Source organism: Nonomuraea sp. NPDC049750, from assembly GCF_040659625.1.
Taxonomy (GTDB): Bacteria; Actinomycetota; Actinomycetes; order Streptosporangiales; family Streptosporangiaceae; genus Nonomuraea.
In genome coordinates, this window is the sequence record NZ_JBFANB010000059.1 from 1 (window position 1) to 17,161 (window position 17,161).

Annotated in this window: 14 protein-coding genes and 1 pseudogene; 7 read left to right on the top strand and 8 right to left on the bottom strand. The window is 67.9% G+C overall.

Translation table 11 applies throughout. The features are described 5' to 3' along the window. The 5 genes from AB0J16_RS58360 to AB0J16_RS58380 all read right to left on the bottom strand — a co-directional run. The coding region (locus AB0J16_RS58360; protein ID WP_358557676.1) for an FG-GAP-like repeat-containing protein at positions 1–1,561 on the bottom strand (1,561 nt) is incomplete at its 3' end. A 173-nt stretch (positions 1,562–1,734) separates the two neighbouring features. Continuing rightward, on the bottom strand, positions 1,735–2,244 hold the full coding sequence (locus AB0J16_RS58365; protein WP_358557679.1) for a GNAT family N-acetyltransferase: 510 nt from the start codon (positions 2,242–2,244) through the stop codon (positions 1,735–1,737). Positions 2,245–2,305: 61 nt separating this feature from the next. Beyond that, positions 2,306–2,650: a DUF6300 family protein gene (locus tag AB0J16_RS58370; protein WP_358557682.1), complete on the bottom strand. Its 345-nt coding sequence runs from the start codon at positions 2,648–2,650 to the stop codon at positions 2,306–2,308. Continuing rightward, positions 2,647–6,201 (bottom strand): DNA polymerase III subunit alpha, encoded by a 3,555-nt coding sequence (dnaE, locus tag AB0J16_RS58375; RefSeq protein ID WP_358557685.1) that lies wholly within the window; start codon positions 6,199–6,201, stop codon positions 2,647–2,649. The genes AB0J16_RS58370 and dnaE overlap by 4 nt, the downstream gene beginning before the upstream one ends. A 137-nt stretch (positions 6,202–6,338) precedes the next feature. Next, positions 6,339–7,325, bottom strand: a complete 987-nt coding sequence (locus tag AB0J16_RS58380) for a DUF1838 family protein (RefSeq protein WP_358557687.1) — start codon at positions 7,323–7,325, stop codon at positions 6,339–6,341. A 139-nt stretch (positions 7,326–7,464) separates the two neighbouring features. Here AB0J16_RS58380 and AB0J16_RS58385 point away from each other — a divergent pair, with 139 nt between their 5' ends. Further along, the gene (locus AB0J16_RS58385) at positions 7,465–7,905 is read left to right on the top strand and encodes an SRPBCC family protein (RefSeq protein ID WP_358557690.1); all 441 of its coding nucleotides are present in this window, start codon (positions 7,465–7,467) and stop codon (positions 7,903–7,905) included. Positions 7,906–7,940: 35 nt separating this feature from the next. Here AB0J16_RS58385 and AB0J16_RS58390 read toward each other — a convergent pair whose 3' ends face one another. From AB0J16_RS58390 to AB0J16_RS58400, 3 genes are all read right to left on the bottom strand, one after another. After that, the gene (locus AB0J16_RS58390) at positions 7,941–8,273 is read right to left on the bottom strand and encodes a cellulose binding domain-containing protein (RefSeq protein ID WP_358557784.1); all 333 of its coding nucleotides are present in this window, start codon (positions 8,271–8,273) and stop codon (positions 7,941–7,943) included. A gap of 70 nt (positions 8,274–8,343) precedes the next feature. Beyond that, positions 8,344–9,909 (bottom strand): alpha-L-arabinofuranosidase B, encoded by a 1,566-nt coding sequence (locus tag AB0J16_RS58395; protein WP_358557693.1) that lies wholly within the window; start codon positions 9,907–9,909, stop codon positions 8,344–8,346. A 321-nt stretch (positions 9,910–10,230) separates the two neighbouring features. After that, positions 10,231–11,022 (bottom strand): DeoR/GlpR family DNA-binding transcription regulator, encoded by a 792-nt coding sequence (locus AB0J16_RS58400; protein WP_358557696.1) that lies wholly within the window; start codon positions 11,020–11,022, stop codon positions 10,231–10,233. Between AB0J16_RS58400 and AB0J16_RS58405 the strand changes: the two are divergent. From AB0J16_RS58405 to AB0J16_RS58430, 6 genes and pseudogenes are all read left to right on the top strand, one after another. Beyond that, positions 10,998–11,663, top strand: a pseudogene (locus AB0J16_RS58405) (four-carbon acid sugar kinase family protein); the annotation flags it as partial. The gene AB0J16_RS58400 and the pseudogene AB0J16_RS58405 sit on opposite strands and share 25 nt — an antisense overlap. 457 nt (positions 11,664–12,120) lie before the next feature. Beyond that, the gene (locus tag AB0J16_RS58410; RefSeq protein ID WP_358557787.1) at positions 12,121–12,390 is read left to right on the top strand and encodes a nucleotide-binding domain containing protein; all 270 of its coding nucleotides are present in this window, start codon (positions 12,121–12,123) and stop codon (positions 12,388–12,390) included. Then, positions 12,372–13,031 (top strand): class II aldolase/adducin family protein, encoded by a 660-nt coding sequence (locus AB0J16_RS58415; RefSeq protein ID WP_358557790.1) that lies wholly within the window; start codon positions 12,372–12,374, stop codon positions 13,029–13,031. The genes AB0J16_RS58410 and AB0J16_RS58415 overlap by 19 nt, the downstream gene beginning before the upstream one ends. A gap of 65 nt (positions 13,032–13,096) precedes the next feature. Beyond that, positions 13,097–14,044: a DUF1152 domain-containing protein gene (locus AB0J16_RS58420; protein WP_358557699.1), complete on the top strand. Its 948-nt coding sequence runs from the start codon at positions 13,097–13,099 to the stop codon at positions 14,042–14,044. Positions 14,045–14,356: 312 nt separating this feature from the next. Next, the gene (locus tag AB0J16_RS58425) at positions 14,357–14,860 is read left to right on the top strand and encodes a hypothetical protein (RefSeq protein WP_358557702.1); all 504 of its coding nucleotides are present in this window, start codon (positions 14,357–14,359) and stop codon (positions 14,858–14,860) included. Further along, complete coding sequence (locus AB0J16_RS58430; RefSeq protein ID WP_358557705.1) at positions 14,857–17,157, top strand: bifunctional polysaccharide deacetylase/glycosyltransferase family 2 protein; 2,301 nt, start codon at positions 14,857–14,859, stop codon at positions 17,155–17,157. Before AB0J16_RS58425 ends, AB0J16_RS58430 begins: the two co-directional genes overlap by 4 nt. Positions 17,158–17,161: the final 4 nt, after the last annotated feature.

The following is a 17,161-nucleotide window of genomic DNA, read 5'->3' on the forward strand; positions in this document are numbered from 1 at the left end:
GCTGTTCGAAGTTGCCCGCGCCCGAGTCCCAGGTCATGGTGGGGGCGTTGAAGCCGCCACCGGTCTTGGCGGTCCAGGTCCACAGGCCGGTGCGGCCGCCGGAGTAGTCGTAGAAGGTGCCGACGTCGGTCATGTGATCGCCGTTGAAGTCACCGACGATGGGCTTGGCGCGGGGCTGTTCGAAGTTCCCCGCTCCCGAATCCCAGGACATGACCGGAGCGTTGAAGCCACCACCGGTCTTGGCGGTCCAGGTCCACAGGCCGGTGCGGGCGCCGTCGTAGTCATAGAACGTACCGACGTCTGCGAGACCGTCGCCGTTGAAGTCACCCGCGATGGCCTTGGCACGGGGCTGTTCGAAGTTCCCCGCTCCCGAATCCCAGGACATGACCGGAGCGTTGAAGCCACCGCCCGTCTTGGCGGTCCAGATCCACAGACCGGTGCGGCCGCCGGAGTAGTCGTAGAAGGTGCCGACGTCGGTCATGTGATCGCCGTTGAAGTCACCGGTGACGGCTTTGGCGCGGGGCTGCTCGAAGTTGCCCGCGCCCGAGTCCCAGGACATGACGGGAGCGTTGAAGCCACCACCAGCCTTTGCGGTCCAGATCCACAGACCGGTGCGGCCGCCGGAGTAGTCATAGAACGTACCGACATCTGCCAGACCGTCGCCGTTGAAGTCACCCGCGATGGCCTTGGCACGGGGCTGTTCGAAGTTGCCCGCTCCCGAGTCCCACATGCTGACCGGCGGGTTGAAACCACCACCGGTCTTGGCCGACCAGACGAACAGAACCGTCCGGGCCCCCGGGTAGTCGTAGAACGCGGCCACGTCGTCCAGCCCGTCACCGTTGAAGTCGGCCCGAACGTCACTGGTGCCGCTCGCGTCGGTGGGGGGAGTGGCGGGCGGACCGTCCTCGGCGCCCACCGGCGCGGAATAGCCGACGATGTCGATGTTCGTGCGCGAGTAGCTGTTCTCCTTGATGCGGTCGCCGCTGTTGCCCTCGATGGTGTAGACGGTGGTGGCGTTCGAGGACTTGACGATCCCGACATGGTCGATGTCGCCGCTCTGGTCCCAGTCGAAGACGACCGCGTCGCCGGGCTGGGGGGCGTAACCGGTGGAACGCGCGTGCCAGGTCCCGTGCTTGGTGCCGTAATCCTTGAAGGAGCTGGCCCAGCCGGTGAGCACGCCGCCATTGGTCTCGGCGACGTCGGCGTCGGGCACTCCCGCGTTCTTCCACACGTACTTGGAGAAGTCCGCGCACCAGTCGCTGTCCCGCCACTGCACGCCGTCCGTGGCCGGGCAGCCACCCGCCGGCTTCCAGGACCGGAAGTACCCGGTGTAGTAGTTGCAACCACTGCCCATCGGCTCTTCGTGGTTGCGGGAGGCGTTGGCGAACTGGCTCTGCGCGACGGCGACGATGTTGCCGCGCGTCACGGCCGCGGCGGGCGCGGTCGTCGCGGCGACCAGCGCCGCAGCCAGGAACGCCGTGGCCGTGGCTCCCGCGCCCAGCCGTAAAAGGAATCCGGTGACGTTCTTGGACGTCGGTGCCGGGGGATTCTGCTCGCTCATGGCGGGCCCTTTCTCCAGGGGTGCTGACCTCTGTGAGAAAGGCTCGGCCAGGGCGCTCCAAGTACTCTCGAATCGTGCTCCAGCACCTTCTATAGAGGCGCGGCGCGCTCTATAGAGGCCGGTCGCCGGGCCTGATTCCGGTGGCTGAGGGCGTGGGCGGGCTAGCTAGGTGATCAGCGGAAGCTCAGCTCGTACTCGACCTGCTCGATCGGGTTGCCGTCACCGAAATCATGCTTGCGGGCCGCACCCGACTCGGTGAAGCCGCTCTTGGCGTAGAAGCGGCGTGACTGGGGCGTGTCGCGCAGCGTCCACAGATGTACCCCGCTGAAGCCCTCCTCGCGCAGCCTGGTCAAGGAGGCGGCGATCAGGGCGCCCGCGCTGCCGGTGCCCCACCCGTCCGGGTGGCTGTAGAAGCCGAAGATCTCCGCGTCTCCTGGCCGCGTCGGCGAGGGACCGAAGTAGGAGAAGGTCAGCGGCCGTCCGGCCAGGGCGGCGAGCAGGATGGTGCCTTGCCCGTCGGCGAGTGTCTCGTGCCACTTCTCGCGTCGGCTCCGTACGGCTTCGGCGAAGTACTCCGGGTCGAAGAAGCCTTCGTAGGCCACCTTCCAGGACTCCGCGTGGATCTCCCCCACCACGTCTCCGTCATCCGTGGTGGCCTGAAATGTCGATATACCTTCTGCCATGAGGTGATTCTTCCATTTTGGGCCTGCCGTCACCGCCCGTGACCACGGCGATCCCGCGCGGCTACAGGTCGCCGCGCCGCCACCGCCCTATCTCGGCTTCCAGCGCCCTCTCGTCCAAGGGGGACACCGACACGTTCTGGGCCCACACCGCCAGCAGCCGCGCGAGCTCCACATCCTCATGGTCGGCCTGGCCGTGGACGTGGAACCACGTGATCAGCGGCGCCGCGTGCGGCGCGTCCTCATCGCAGGCAGGGCAGAGCACGACCCCGGTACGACCGTGCACCCACCCTCCGCCGGCGTTGGCCCAGCCGTACGGTACCCGCGCCGACAGCAGCGCTTCGCCTTCGCAGCGCGGGCACGTGGGCGGCTCCGCGGTCAAGACGACCTCGATCCGCCGTTGGGTCACAGCATGATGGCTTCCGGCCCGAACAGCTGCTTCACGTCCGCGGCGAAGCTGGGCTCGGCGTTGACCGAGAACTCCGGCAGAGCGCACACCAGGGTCTTCCCGCTCAGCCGCTGCACGTTGATCCGCAGCGGCACGCTGCCCTGGTGCAACTTCAGCACGTTACGGAGCTCTTCCACGGTTTGCTGCGTGAGACGTTCCTCGCGAACCTGGATGGTGACGGGATGCCCGGAATCGCTGGTGATGCCGGACACGTCGAGCGGGGTGAGATCTTGCGCGAAGACGCTGATGGCGCCGTCCCGGTTGTTGACCTGGCCGCCGACCGACACCACGACGTCGCCGCGTAGCTCTGGGGCGTACAGCTCGTAGCTCTTGGGGAAGAACAGGCACTCGATGGCCGCGTCCATGTCCTCGACCGTGACGATCGCCCACACGTTGCCGGCCTTGTTGACCCGCTTGTCGACCTTGGTGATGAGGCCGCACACCCGTACGTCGCCGCGGTCGTCACGGCCGCTTTCGAGGAGTTCGGCGATGGTGGTGTCGCGGTTGCGGGCCAGCAGCCGCTCCGTGCCCGCCAGCGGGTGGTCCGACACGTACAGGCCGAGCATCTCCCGCTCGAAGTCCAGCAGCGTCTTCTTGTCCCACTCCATGTCGGGGATCTGGACGGAGAAGGCCGCCTCGCCCTCGTCGTCGCTCGGGCCGCCGAACAGGGAGTCCTGGCCGTGGGCCTCGTTCTTCTTGATGTCGATGACCGAATCGACCGCCTGCTCGTGCACCATGAGCAGCGCTTTGCGCTGGTGGTCGAGCGAGTCGAACGCGCCCGCCTTGATCAGCGATTCGATGACTCGCTTGTTGCAGGCCGTCAACGGCACCTTGCTGAGGAAGTCGTTGAAGTGCTCGTAGCGGCCCTTCTCGGCGCGGGCCTTGACGATGCCCTCCACCACGTTCTCCCCGACGTTACGGACGGCGCCCATGCCGAAGCGCACCTGGGTGTCACCGACGGCGACGAAGTCGAGCTGGCTGTCGTTCACGTCCGGCGGCAGGACCTGGATGCCCATCTTGCGGCATTCGGCGAGGTAGACACCCGCCTTGTCCTTGTCGTCACCCACGGAGGTGAGCAGGGCGGCCATGTACTCGGCGGGGTAGTTGGCCTTCAGGTAGGCGGTCCAGTAAGCGACCAGACCGTATCCAGCGGTGTGGGACTTGTTGAAGGCGTATCCGGAGAACGGCAGCATGACGTCCCAGAGCGCCTGGATCGCCTCGTCGCTGTACTTGTTGGCGCGCATGCCCGCCTGGAAGTTGGCGTACTCGGCGTCCAGGATCTCCTTCTTCTTCTTACCCATGGCGCGGCGCAGCAGGTCGGCGCCGCCCAGCGTGTAGCCGGCCAGCTCCCGGGCCACGGCCATGATCTGCTCCTGGTAGACGAGCAGGTGGAAGGTGGGGCCGAGGATGGGTTCGAGCGCTTCCTTGAGCTCGGGGTGGATGGGCTCGATGTCCTGGCGGGCGTTCTTGCGGTGCGCGTAGTTGGTGTGCGCGTTGGCGGCCATCGGGCCCGGCCGGTAGAGGGCGAGCACCGCGGCGATGTCCTCGAACCGGGTGGGCTCCATCAGTCGCAGCAGCTGCCGCATCGGGCCGCCGTCGAGCTGGAAGACGCCCAGGGTGTCGCCGCGGGCCAGCAGCTGGTACGTGGTCTTGTCATCGAGGGGAAGCGTCAGCGTGTCGAGCTCCACGCCCCGGTTCTGCTTGATGATCTTGATGGCGTGGTCGATGATGCCCAGGTTGCGCAGGCCCAAGAAGTCCATCTTGATCAGGCCCATGTCTTCACAGCTCGGGTAGTCGAACCCGGTGATGATCACCTTGTCCTTGTCCCGCATGTGCATGGGGATCAGGTCCAGCAGGGGCGCCGAGGACAGGATCACCGCCGCCGCGTGCACACCCGTACCGCGGATCAGGCCCTCGATGCCGCGGCCGGTGTCGATGACCTTGCGCACGTCCTGGTCGTTGTCGTACAGGGCGCGAATCTCGGCGCCTTCGACGTAGCGGGGGTGACTCTCGTTGAACATGTCCGCCAGCGGGACGCCCTTGCCCATGACGTCCGGCGGCATCGCCTTGGTGATCTTGTCGCCCATCACGAAGGGGTAGCCGAGGATGCGGGAGGCGTCCTTGACGGCGGCCTTCGCCTTGATCGTGCCGAACGTGTTGACCTGCGCGGTGGCCTCGCTGCCGTACTTCTGGGTCACGTACTGGACCATGCGGTCGCGCTGGCGGTCGTCGAAGTCGAGGTCGATGTCGGGCGGGCTGATGCGCTCGGGGTTCAGGAACCGCTCGAACAGCAGGCCGTGCTCCAACGGGTCGAGCTCGGTGATGCGCGTCGCGTAGGCGACGATCGAGCCGGTGGCGCTACCACGGCCGGGGCCCACCGCGATGCCGTTGTCGCGGGCGTGCTTGCAGATGTCGGCGACGACCAGGAAGTAGGAGGAGAAGCCGAGCGGGCCGATGACCTTCATCTCGGTCTCGTACCGCTCCGTGACCTCGGCGGGGACCGGGGTGCCGTAACGCATCTCCAGGCCGCGTTCGACCTCCTTGCGTAGCCAGGACTCCTGCGTCTCGCCCTCGGGGACGTCCGGGTATTGGGGCATCCGGTCCACGTAGGCGAACACGTCGCTGTAGTCGCCGACCATCTCGGCCACGAGCAGCGTGTTGTCACACCCTTCTGGCAGGTCGGCGAACAGCCTGCGCATCTCGTCGGCGCTCTTGAGGTAGTAGCCCGACCCGTTGAACCGGAAGCGGTTGGGGTCGTCCTTGTTCTTGCCCACGCCGACGCACAGGAGGCTGTCGTGCGCGTCGGCCTGGTCCTCGGTCACATAGTGGCTGTCGTTGGTGACCAGCAGCGGGATGTTGAGCTGCTTGGCCAGTCGCAGCAGGTCGGCCCGGACCTCCCGCTCGATGTCGATGCCGTGGTCCATCAGCTCCAGGAAGTAGTTCTCCTTGCCGAAGATCTCCTGGTATTCGCCGGCGACCCTGACCGCCTCGTCGTACTGGCCGAGCCGGATCCGGGTCTGCACCGCACCGGACGGGCAGCCGGTGGTGGCGATGATGCCGTTGGCGTATTGGGAGACCAGGTCCTGGTCCATCCGGGGCTTGGAGTAGTAGCCCTCGAACGAGGCCAAGGACGACAGCTTGAACAGATTGCGCAGTCCATCCGCGTCCTTGGCCCACATGGTCATGTGGGTGAACCGGCCACCGCCGGAGACGTCCTTGCCGCCTTCGCCGTCCGCCACACCGGTCTCGGCTCGCGACCCCCAGAAGACCGGCTTCTTCACGAACCGGTTCTCCGGCGCCACGTAGGCTTCGATGCCGATGATGGGCTTGACGGGGCTGTCCTTGGCCACCTTCTGGAACTCGTACGCGCCGAACATGTTGCCGTGATCGGACATCGCGATCGCCGGCATCTCGAGGCGGGCGGCCTCCTTGAACAGCGGCTTCATCTTCGCCGCCCCGTCAAGCATGCTGTACTCAGTGTGGACGTGCAGATGTACGAAGGACTTGCTCACCCGTTCCCCTAACCTTGCCCCGGCCCGACTGCACGCATGAGCCTATTCCGTCACGCGAGGCTGTTGGAGCATCGAACCCAAGGCACAGACACCCTGTTGCCAGGGTGTTGCCAGAGTGCAATGCGACTCCCGGAAGGTCAGCCCTTTCCGTTGGCGGCGCACCAGCCGGACCACGTGGTGGCACCCTTGCCCAGCTGCTTGTTGTAGAAGGAGCTCCAGGAGTTCTCGCTCGGGCCGGGCGCGGTGGGAGCGGCCTTGAAGAGCGGGTACGCGGTGTCGATCTCCGCCCGTAGCCACGGCTCGACGTCCAGGTAGGAATCCAGCGACCAGCTGCGGGCGTGGTAGGTCAGCTGGCCGCGGACGCCGGTCTCCGGCAGGCACATGAACGGCGCCCACGGGCTCGTCCTGGCCCAACTGATCTTGGTGTCCATCGCGCCCTTGGGGATGCTGCCCGCGACCGTACGGGCCGCGACCTCGCGATCGTCGACGTAGAAGTCGAACATCTCCTGGGCCGCGTAGACGCCGTTCACCAGGCCGAACTGCTCGCCCAGCGTGGCCCCGAAGTCGGTGCGTACCGGGATGTCACTGGTCCACTCGGTCTCGTCGTGCATCTGCCGCAGGGGCGGGCCGACGTAGGAGGAGGTGACGTTGAACGGGCCGAAGTTCACCGTGTCGTTGTTGATCGGGACGACGGGGTAGGTGCGCTGGTCGATCGGGTTCTTCCACTCCCGCAGGATCTTCGTGGGGTCGGCGGGGTCGGTGTAGAAGACGATCTCGCGGGAGAGCTGGTAGAGCTGCGTGGTGCCGGGCACCCGGTACAGCCGCCGGATGTTGTAGCCCTCGATGTTGAACAGTCTCTGGCCGTGGCGCAGCTGCGGGTCGTAGGCGTTGCCCTCGATGTTGGCGTAGACGGCCCCTGAGATCCGGAAGACCATGTCCTTTCCGTCCGGCCGCCCGTTGGTCTGCAGGGACAGCAGCCCGCTCTTGTCCGTGACCGTCTTGAAGACCGGTCCCGGATATGTCGGATCCTCGGTCTGCTGGTCCGCCGCCGCGCCGGGAATGGCGACGCACACGAACAGCGCGGCGAGGGCTGCGGACAGGGTTAAGCCACGACGCTTGGACAAGAGTGCTCCTGGGATGCCGAGGATGACAGTGATCACGCTGATCATCCCAGGCCGCTGTTCGTGATCATTCCGCGCTTCCCGGCGGTAAGAAATCTGACCACAATCGTCGACATAACTCGCAGGTACGGGAGGAGGCCAGGTGTCGAGCAGCGTGCTGACCCACGAATTCCACGTGAACGCCACACCGGAGAAGGTGTTCGAGCACCTGACGACGCCGGAGAGCTACATCGGCCTGTCCCCCCTCGTGGTGGCCGTCAGCGATGTGGACCGCTCGGAGCCCGACGTGATCCGGTACAGGGCCGTCGAGCGTTTCCGGTTTTTACGGATCTTCACCTACGACAACGCGATCGACGTGGCCCTGCACACCGACGGCCTGTCCGTCCACGGCGAGGTGCGGAGCCCGGGACGCATACGCATGGCCTACCGCTTCGACCTTGAGCCGGACGGTACTGGTACACGGATGAGCGACCGGCTCGACCTGACGGCGCCGTGGCTCCTGGCCGGGTTCGCGGCCGGCCAGGCGCGCAATGTCCAGCTCGCCCGCGCTCGGATCCTGGCAGCGCGGCTGTCTCGTAGGTAGGCCCTCAGTTGTCAGGCCCAGGTGTATCCGGACTGTCAGGCGCAGGTGTACCCGGACGGAAGTGCGGTGTTGCCGCTCGGGCGGGTCGCCTGGAAGCCCACGCTGGTGGTGCTGGCTCCGGGGGCGAGGGTGCCGTTGTGGGCGACGTTTCTGATGGTCACGGTCTGTCCGCTGACGGTGAGGGTGCCGTTCCACGAGCCGGTCACCGTGTGCCCGGCCGGCAGCGTGAAGGTGGCCGTCCATCCGGTGATCGTCGAGGTGCCGGTGTTGGTGATGGTCAGCGGCTGGACGACGTACCCGGTGGCCGCGCGAACTGGGCAAACATCCCCTTCGCAGCCGAAAATTTCGGAAATTAGCTGAAAATGGATGTTCTACGGAGAACGGCGAGGAGCCGCCCCCAGGGACCGGGGACGGCTCCACTCAAGTGGGCGACGTCATCTATGCCCAGGATTGTTCAACAATCCAGCTGACGTCGTTGGCCCATGAGGTGGCGCTGTCGAAGGCGTTCGAGCCGCCGTTGCTGGCGATGTAGACGATGTTGTTGTAGTGGCGGATGAAGCGGGTCGGGAAGTTGTAGGAGGCGAGCGAGGAGCCCTGGCCGCTCTTGCCGGCCTGCGGGCAGAAGGTGGCGTCGGCGGCGAACAGTGAGCTGCCGTCGTTGTGCTGCCGGTACAGCTGGTAGTTCTGGTGCCGCAGGAAGTCGCCGGGGTAGTTCCTCGACTCGAACGACACGCAAGAACCGCTGGCCAGGCCGCTGCGCACGACCCATGAGGCGTCGCTCTTGTCGAGAGACGAGCTGGCCGAGGTGATCACCGACGTGACGACCTGGTCGTTCTGGTGCCGGATGTAGCGGTCGGTGTAGGAGGGCGTCGTCGCGCGCAGCGAGATCGACGAGCCGGGGGTGAGCGTTCCGCCGGGGTTGCCGCCGCTCGACGGCGCGTATCCGGCGGCGACGATGCCGGCCTGCACCGAGTTCTCGGTGGCGTCCGACGGATAGCCGGAGGTCATCACACCTTCGTAGAAGGTGCCGCGGGCACCGACGCTGTTGTCGCCGCCGATGCCGAGGATGATCGCCCCTTCCTTCTTCATCGGGTTGTAGCCCGCGACATTGGGGCGCGCTCCGTTGTAGTACGTCGACAGGTTGCCCGACTGCGCGTTGCCGGCCCGGATCGACCAGTGGTTCGGCTCGCCCTTGATGATGGCGGTCAGGAACCGGTGGTTCACGGTCGGGTCGTTCGCGTTGTAACCCGGGTTCACTCCGGAGAACAGGCCGTTCTCGAGGTCGGCCATGACCCAGGGTCCGTTGCCCGTGCCGTAGCCCCAGACCTTGATGTTCCCGAAGTAGATGGCCTCCATGGTGCCGTTGCCGTTGTCACGGCTGTTGGTCTCGGCGTTGCCGTAGTCGAAGCAGCAGCCGCCGTTGTAGTGCGTGCCGTCGAAGACCGCGTACATCCCCTCGGGCTGATCGCCCTTCGCGACGCCATTGGTGTTGTTGTTGCGGTAGCCGGTGCCGGGAGCCACGTAGACGCCGTACGCCTTGTGACCGTTGATCATCGTCGGCGCGGCGGTCGCGTTCGCGAGGTTGTCATACCCGCCCGGAGACGGGCCGGGGAACCCGCCGGGAGGCGCCTGGGTGAGGTTGTTACCCCGACCCGACTGGTCGTAAATGATGGTGATGAGGCAGGTCGTACCCGCACAGAACGAATCCTGGGTGGCGGCGTTGGCGTATCCGCCCGCGCTCAGGAGGCCGATGTTCCTGGTGGTGTTGTCCGAGGTACGACGCACCTGGTAGAGCGAGCCGTTGTAGGTGCCGTACAGGGCGCGGGTCGTGCTGTGCGCCGCGACGCACGGGGTGCCGCCGGCGGCGTAGATGTCACACGACAGCGATGTGGCGGCTTGGGACGGCGCGGAGACCCCGGCCAGGAGGCCGGCGGCGAGCGCGACGGCCGCACCGGCGGACAGCAGTACCTTTTTAAGCTGCCGTAATTGGGACCGAACAATCATGATGAACCTCTGCCTTTCAGGGGGGCGTCGCTATATTCCAGGCACAGGTCATTAATGAAAGACGCGAAGGACGCCGCCATGCGGCCGTGCGCACAGCGACATGCCTGCCGACCTGCGATATCGCGACAGGGACGGAAAGGAGGTTACATTGTTAGCGCTAACATTCTTGCGTGCTATAAGACCTCCAGAGACGCGCTTATGGGTTGACTGGCTCACTATGGATCGGAAGCCTATGTTGCGTCAAGGTTTCAGCAGAGTTATGAAAACGCGGCGCGGCCAGAACGATCACCGGGAAACCCCGCATCGCCCCGCGAGGCGCTGCTAGATCCGGGCCAGCTCAAGGTCGGTGCCGCCGGCGCGGATCCCTTCGGCGGCCGCCTCGGTGAGCGCGGCGTCGGTGATCACCATGTCGAAGGCGGTCAGCGGCGCGACCCGGTACATCCCGAAACTTCCGTACTTCGACGACCCGGCCACCAGCACCGAGCGTGACGCCGCTTCCATCGCCGCCTGCTTGATCTCCACCTTCGCGGCGGTCGGAGTGGTGACGCCGCGGATGAGGTCCCACGAGCCGGTGCTGATGAAGGCCAGGTCGAAGGCGAGCTGCCGTACGGTGGCCGCGGCCAGCCGCCCCACACTGGAGCGGTTGTCGGGCTCGACCTGGCCGCCGGTGTGGATGACGGACAGGTGCCTGGCCGCCTGGAGCTCCTCGACCGTGGTGAAGTCGTTGGTCACCACGGTCAGCCCCTCGCGCGGGAACAGGAACGAGACCATGGACAGGATGGTCGTTCCGGCGTCGAGGTAGACGGTCATGCCGTCCTTCACCAGCTCGGCGGCGGCCCGGCCCATGGCCCGCTTCTCGGGCTGCTCGATCAGCGACTTGTCATGGAACGTCGGCTCGGTGTGCACCTGGTGGGCGATGCGCACACCGCCCGGCACGGAGAAGACCCGCCCCTGCCGCTCCAGCTCCGCGATGTCGCGCCGCACCGTCATGTGCGAGACGCCGAAGATCTGGGTGATCTGCTGGACGCTCAGCACACCCTCGCGCCGCAGCTGCTTGAGCAGCCGTTCGCGGCGCTGGTCCGGGATGAGTGGGGGCTCCTCCGGGGCGGTCATCGTGCGCTTTCCCTCCCTGTCGGCTGCTGGTCGCCCGCGGGTTCCGCACTGTGGTGGCAGTCGGTTCTGGCGGCCTGGAGAGCCTCGTCGACGAGCAGGCCGATGCCGTGGTGGTGGCGCTGAAGTCGCGCACAGCGCCCGTCGCCGATGCCGTGCGCGACTCGGTGGCGGCGCTGGACGCGTTGCGCGCCGCGGGATGCGAGCGCTTCTACTTCAAGTACTGCTCCACCTTCGACTCCACACCCGAGGGCAACATCGGCCCGGTGGCCGACGCGCTGCTGGACGCGCTCGGTGAGACCCGTACGGTGGTGGTGCCCGCCTTCCCGGCGACCGGACGCACCGTCTACCGCGCCCGGCTGTTCGTCCACAACGACCTGCTCGACGAGAGTCCCATGCGTGACCACCCGCTGACGCCCATGCGGGATTCGCACCTCGGCCGTCTGCCGTCGCCTCAGACGCGGCGGCGGGTGCACTTCATCGGACACGACACGGTACGGGCCGGCGCCTCGCACATCCGTACGGCCCTGAACGCCCCGGAAGCCGATGGCGCGCTGACCGTCGTCGACGCCACCACGGACGCGGACCTGCGCGCCATCGCGGCGGCTACCGCCGAGCTGCGGCTGGTGACCGGCTCGGCCGGTCTGGCGCTCGGCCTCACCGGCCCGCACCCCGGATCCGCCCGAGCGCTCGCCCGCCCCGCCGATCGCCGGTTCGGCGTGGTGCTGTCAGGCAGCGCCTCGGCGGCGACCCGCGCGCAGGTCGCCCATGCCCGCCCGGCACTCCCCCACCGGCGCCTCGATCCGGTGGCGCTGCGCCGCGACTTCGAGGGCGTCGTCGCCGACCTGGTCGGCTTCGTCGTGGCCAGCTGGCACGAGGACCCCGACCGGCCACCGCTGATCTACTCGACCGGGCCGGACACGAACCTCAGCCCGGACACGAACCTCAGCCCGGACACGAACCTCAGGCCGGACACGAACCTCAGGCCGACACAGACGCGAACCTCGGCCCAGACACGAACCTCAGGCCGGACACGAACCTCAGGCCGACACAGACGCGAACCTCGGCCCAGACACGAACCTGGGCACGGATGCGGAGCTCGTGGAACGCGCGCTCGCCCGGTGCGCGGCCGACCTGGTGGCGGCCGGGGCCCACCACCTGCTCGTGGCCGGTGGCGAGACGTCGGGAGCCGTGGTCACCGCACTCGGCGCCCGGACCCTGCGTATCGGCGCCGAGATCAGTCCCGGCGTGACCTGGTCGCGTACGGAAGCGCGGCTGAACGGGCGTTCCCTACCGATCAACCTCGCCCTCAAATCCGGCAACTTCGGGGAGACGGACATCTTCACCACCGCATGGGACAAGCTGTCGTGAGCGCCGAACTGGTCAAAGCGGGCGCCCACCTGGCCGCCCTCGGCCTGAGCCCCGGCTCGTCGGGCAACCTCAGCGTCCGCCAGGGCGATCGACTGCTCATCACCCCAACCGGCGCCGACCTGGCCGCCCTGGACCTCGAGGGGTTGTCGGTCCTGGACGAGCACGGTACGCACGTCGCCGGGCCCATGCCGTCGAAGGAGTTCCCCCTGCACCTCGCGCTCTACCGGCGCGATCCGGCCGCCAAGGCGGTCGTCCACCTGCACTCACGGCACGCCGCGGCCGTCGCCTGCCTGCCGCCGTGGTCGCCACGCAGCGCGATCCCGCCGCTCACACCGTACTTCGTCATGCGGGTCGGGCAGACACCACTGATCGGGTACGCCGCTCCGGGGGACCCGGCCCAGGCCGGGGAACTGGAACGGCTCGACTTCCCGTTCCGGGCCGCGCTCCTGCAGAACCACGGCCCGATCGTGACCGGCTCGTCGATGCGTGCGGCAGTGGACGCGGCCGTCGAGGTCGAGGAGGTCTGCGCGCTGCTCCTGCTGCTCGGCGACCGCGAACCCCGCTTCCTCGCCGACGCGGAGATCCGTGAGCTCACCGGCAAGTACGGGACTCCCTGGGACATGGGAGCGCGCCTCGCGTGAAGGACCAGGGCGCGCTTGCCTGGACAGTTGAGCGTTTCAACAAGCTTTGCGGAAAGATGTGACGCATGTTCGGCACGCCCCTTTCCGCCCGGCTTGAGCGTTCCAGCCGGATCCTCGTCGCCGGCGCGGGCGGAGGTTTCGACGTGTACGCCGGGTTGCCCCTTGCCCTGTCTCTCCGGGAGGCCGGCAAGGAGGTGCACCTGGCGAACCTGTCGTTCAGCCACCTCGACGCCCTCGACCTGGACGTCTGGCTGTTCGAGAACGCGGCGGAGATACGCCCGGACACCACGGCCCGCGACTGGTACTTCCCCGAGGGCTGCCTGGCCCGCTGGCTGGCCACGCACGGCCAGCCGTCGACCGTGTACGCCTTCCCCAAGGTGGGCGTCCGCCCGCTGCGCGCCGCGTACGCCAAGCTCGCCGAGCACCTCGACCTGGACGCGGTCGTCCTGGTGGACGGCGGCACCGACATCCTCATGCGCGGCGACGAAGCCGGCCTCGGCACCCCGGCCGAGGACATGACGAGCCTGGCCGCCGTCCAGGCTCTCGACGTCCCCGAGAAGATCGTGGCCTGCCTGGGCTTCGGGGTGGACGCCTATCACGGCGTCAACCACGTACAGGTCCTGGAGAACCTGGCGGCCCTGGAACGCGACGGCGCCTACCTGGGCGCGTTCTCCGTCTCCAGGTCCACGAAGGCGGGTGCGCTCTACCTCGACGCCGTCGCGCACGCCCAGGCCGAGCTGCCGACGTACCCGAGCATCGTGAACGGCTCGATCGCGGCGGCCGTGCGCGGCGAGTTCGGGGACGTGCGCTTCACCGACCGGACGAAGGGCAGCGAGTTGTTCGTCAACCCGCTCATGGCCATCTACTTCGCCGTGGACCTCGACGCGCTGGCCCGGCGCTCGCTCTATCTGGACCGGCTCCGGGACACCGAGCTCATGCGCCAGGTCGTCTCCGTCATCGAGACGTTCCGCGACGAGGTGACGCCCCGCCCGCCGAAGGCGTTCCCGCACTAGGGGATCCCGCCCGAGCAAGTCGTGCGAGGTGGAGAACCACGATGATCTCACGGTCGGCCTCTTCGGCCGTAGCAAGCGCGATCAAGACGGACACGATTTGATGGTCCTTCACATCGAAGATAAACACGCCGCCTGAGGACCGAGGCGTAGCTACGACCTGGAGCAGACCGCCGACGCGAACCTCGCCGCCGCGGCTGCAAGCTTGGGCCGCCGCCGGACTGGCGCCGCGGTACGACTCAGACACCGCTGAGCATCCAGCCCAAATCGCGCTATTTCCCCACAAGTTACATCTGGTCACTACCATTTCCCGATGTGTCTCCTGAGCATCACCACACGACAGCCGTCTTCGTCGACCAGAGCGGTCGTCGGCGACGGCTGATCATGATCGGCTCGATCGCGTCCGGCGTGCTGGCCCTCGCGCTGCTCGCCGTCGTCATCGGCGGCCTGTTCTCCAACACGACGCTGTCGGTGACCGGGTGGCCGGGCGATCAGAAGGGCGGGATGGGCAGCACGGCTTCGCCCGACCCTTCACCGACGCCTCGGGCGAGCCGGACCAAGCGGCCCATCCCTTCGGTGACCCAGGCCCCGGCGCGTCCCACTCCAAGCAGCACCCGGTCCGCCGTACGGTCGAAGGACCCTGCGACCGTACGGACCCCGTCGCCGTCGCCCAGCGTGAAGCCGAGCACGGAACCGGCACCGGAGCCGACCGCTGAGCCCACGGTCGAGCCCGTAGCCGAGCCCACCGACCTGCCGCCGGGCCAGAACAAGACGCCGCCGGGGCTCGACCCGGGCCGGACCAAGGGGCCGAAGAAGTGAGCGACCTGGCCGACCAGGACAAGCAGGCCTGGCCGCGCCCAGCGGTCTCCGCCTGGCAGGATCCCGCTTCGGTCCAGTGGGCGGGTCAAGGTGAGGCGGGTCAAGGTGAGGCGGGTCAAGGTGAGGCGGGTCAGGCTGAGCAGGCCCGACCACCCGCCCCCACGCCATCTTCCGCCAAACGGGCCGACCCGAGGGGCCACTGGTTCCTGCTGGCCATCGGCATGCTGCTGGCGGTCGGCGCCCTCGTACTCAACGGGTACGTGACCAACGTCGTCGGCGAGACCCGCGCCGCTCCGCCCGCCACCGACCACCCTTCCCCGCAGCTGGCGGCGATGCGGCGCGGCGGACCCGTGCTGAACCTCACCGGCAGCGAGCCCTCCAGCGCGCACCTGCCGAACAAGACGATCGCCCTCACCTTCGACGACGGCCCGGATCCCGCCTGGACGCCGGCGGTGCTCGACGCCCTGAGGAAGCACGGTGTCAAGGCGACGTTCTTCGTCGTCGGCTCGAAGGTCGCGAAATACCCCGAACTGGCTCGGCGGATCGTCGCGGAAGGTCATGAGCTGGGCAGCCATACCTACACGCACGCCGAGCTGGCGACGGTTCCCGGCTGGCGGCTCAGGCTGGAGCTGTCCCTGACGCAGAAGGCCCTGGCGGGAGCGACCGGGCTGCACACCGCCCTGGTCCGCCCGCCGTACTCCTCCACTCCCGAAGCGATCACGGGCCCGCAGTGGGAGAGCATGAAGGCGCTGGCGGCCGAGGGGTACCTCGTCACGCTGACGGATCTCGACACCAAGGACTGGAGCCGCCCCGGCACCCGGAAGATCGTGACCTCGTCGCTTCCGGCCGGGGGCCGGGGCGCGATCGTCATGATGCACGACTCGGGTGGCGACAGGCGGCAGACCGTCGAGGCCGTCGATCTGGTCCTGAAGGAGGTCGCGGGCAAGGGCTACCGGGCGGTCACGGTGACCAAGGCCCTCGGCATGCCGCCGGCACAGCAGCAGGCCGGCGGAGTGGACCGGTTCGTCGGCTCGGCCTTGAACGTGGCCCAGCGCGTATCCGGATGGTTCACCGACTCGCTGTCGTGGGTGCTCGTCGCCGCGGGCGCGCTCACGCTGGCGCGACTGGTCTTCTTCGCCGTACTCGCGTGGGTGCATGCCCGCCGTACCAGAGGTGGAAAGCGGCGAAGAGGGCGCGCGCCCGCGTGGCCCGCGCCCCCGCCCGTGACGGTGATCGTGCCCGCCTACAACGAGGAGGCGGGGATCCAGGCGACGGTACGCTCACTGGCCGACACCACCTACCAGGGCGGGCTGGAGATCCTCGTCATCGACGACGGCTCGACCGACGCGACCGCCGAACTGGCCGCCGGGCTGGGACTGGCCAACGTACGGGTGATCCGGCAGCGCAACGGCGGCAAACCCGCGGCGCTCAACACGGGCATCGCGGCGGCCGGGCACGAGTTGATCATCATGGTGGACGGCGACACCGTCTTCGAACCCGCGACGATCGGCCACCTGGTACGCCAGCTCTCCGACCCCACGGTCGGCGCGGTGAGCGGCAACACCAAGGTCGGCAACCGGCGCGGCATGATCGGCCGCTGGCAGCACATCGAGTACGTCATCGGGTTCAACCTCGACAGGCGTGCCTTCGAGCAGCTCGACTGCATGGCGACCGTACCCGGCGCGATCGGGGCGTTCCGCCGCTCGGCGCTGGTGGCCCTGGGCGGCGTCAGCACCGACACGCTGGCGGAGGACACCGACCTCACGATGGCACTGTGCCGGGCCGGATGGCGCGTGGTCTACGAGGAGAAGGCCCTGGCCTGGACCGAGGCCCCGACCACGCTCGGCCAGCTGTGGAAGCAGCGCTACCGCTGGTGCTACGGCACCATGCAGGCGATGTGGAAGCATCGACGCGCTGTGCTCGACCAGGACCCGTTCGGTCGGCGCTGCCTCGGCTACCTGGCGCTGTTCCAGGTGCTGCTGCCGCTGCTCGCACCCGTCGTCGACCTCATGGCGATCTACAGCACGGCCGTGGGCGATCCCCTGCCGGTGGTCGCGGTGTGGGCCGGGTTCGTCGCGGTGCAGGCGGTGACCGGCTGGTACGCGCTCCGCCTGGACGGCGAGCGCGCCTCGGCCCTGTGGGTGCTCCCTTTGCAGCAGTTCGTCTACCGGCAGCTGTTGTACCTCGTGGTGATCCAGTCATTGGCGACCGCGGTGCTGGGCGTCCGGCTGCGCTGGCACACGGTACGCCGGGAGGGCACGTTCAGCGCGCCCACCGCTCCCGGTCTCTTGCGCTGACGGC

What these genes read in the sequence shown, in the direction of transcription:
- AB0J16_RS58400 (WP_358557696.1), bottom strand. Translation starts at nt 11,022, where the DNA reads ATGACCGCCCCGGAGGAGCCCCCACTCATCCCGGACCAGCGCCGCGAA.
- AB0J16_RS58395 (WP_358557693.1), bottom strand. Translation starts at nt 9,909, where the DNA reads ATGATTGTTCGGTCCCAATTACGGCAGCTTAAAAAGGTACTGCTGTCC.
- AB0J16_RS58365 (WP_358557679.1), bottom strand. Translation starts at nt 2,244, where the DNA reads ATGGCAGAAGGTATATCGACATTTCAGGCCACCACGGATGACGGAGAC.
- AB0J16_RS58415 (WP_358557790.1), top strand. Translation starts at nt 12,372, where the DNA reads ATGGGACAAGCTGTCGTGAGCGCCGAACTGGTCAAAGCGGGCGCCCAC.
- AB0J16_RS58420 (WP_358557699.1), top strand. Translation starts at nt 13,097, where the DNA reads ATGTTCGGCACGCCCCTTTCCGCCCGGCTTGAGCGTTCCAGCCGGATC.